This is a genomic window from Pseudoalteromonas sp. S1609, assembly GCF_005887255.1.
Classification (GTDB): domain Bacteria; phylum Pseudomonadota; class Gammaproteobacteria; order Enterobacterales; family Alteromonadaceae; genus Pseudoalteromonas.
Map to the genome: position 1 here is coordinate 1 of NZ_PNDJ01000151.1, position 426 is coordinate 426.

At 36.9% G+C, this 426-nt stretch carries 3 protein-coding genes; all 3 read left to right on the plus strand.

Annotated features, from left to right (window positions below; genetic code table 11):
* Nucleotides 1–24 precede the first annotated feature (24 nt).
* Nucleotides 25–138, plus strand: coding sequence for a class IIb bacteriocin, lactobin A/cerein 7B family (locus CWB76_RS19160; RefSeq protein WP_138609695.1), 114 nt, complete (start codon nt 25–27; stop codon nt 136–138).
* 13 nt (nt 139–151) lie between these two features.
* Nucleotides 152–262, plus strand: coding sequence for a class IIb bacteriocin, lactobin A/cerein 7B family (locus tag CWB76_RS20610; protein WP_138609710.1), 111 nt, complete (start codon nt 152–154; stop codon nt 260–262).
* A 19-nt stretch (nt 263–281) separates the two neighbouring features.
* Nucleotides 282–426: class IIb bacteriocin, lactobin A/cerein 7B family (locus CWB76_RS20615; RefSeq protein ID WP_138609712.1), on the plus strand; the 145-nt coding region annotated here is incomplete at its 3' end.

Here is a 426-nt window from a genome sequence, read left to right on the forward strand (position 1 = left end):
AAATAATTTTAAAGGAAGAATAAAATGATTGAATTAAAAAAACATGAATTAGAGCAAGTAGATGGCGGTCTTGTACCTTTAGTTGTAGGTGCTGGCTTCGCGGTAGGCATGGCTCTGGCTTACATGACACGTAAATAAGAAGGAAAAAATTATGAATGTATTAAATCAGCATGAAATCAATGAAGTAAACGGTGGGCTAGTACCTTTGTTCCTAGGAGGTGTTGCGATCGGTCTCACAGTTGGTTCTCGAATCTGGCCTTAATAGTTTAAAGGAAAATAGAATGATTGAATTAAAAAAACATGAATTAGAGCAAGTAGATGGTGGTCTTGTACCTTTAGTTGTAGGTGCTGGCTTCGCTGTAGGTATGGCATTAGCTTACATGACACGTAAATATTTTAGGCGAAGGGCTTTGGTTTTTTTTTACA

Coding starts and splice junctions, on each gene's coding strand:
- CWB76_RS19160 (WP_138609695.1), top strand. CDS start 25: ATGATTGAATTAAAAAAACATGAATTAGAGCAAGTAGATGGCGGTCTT.
- CWB76_RS20610 (WP_138609710.1), top strand. CDS start 152: ATGAATGTATTAAATCAGCATGAAATCAATGAAGTAAACGGTGGGCTA.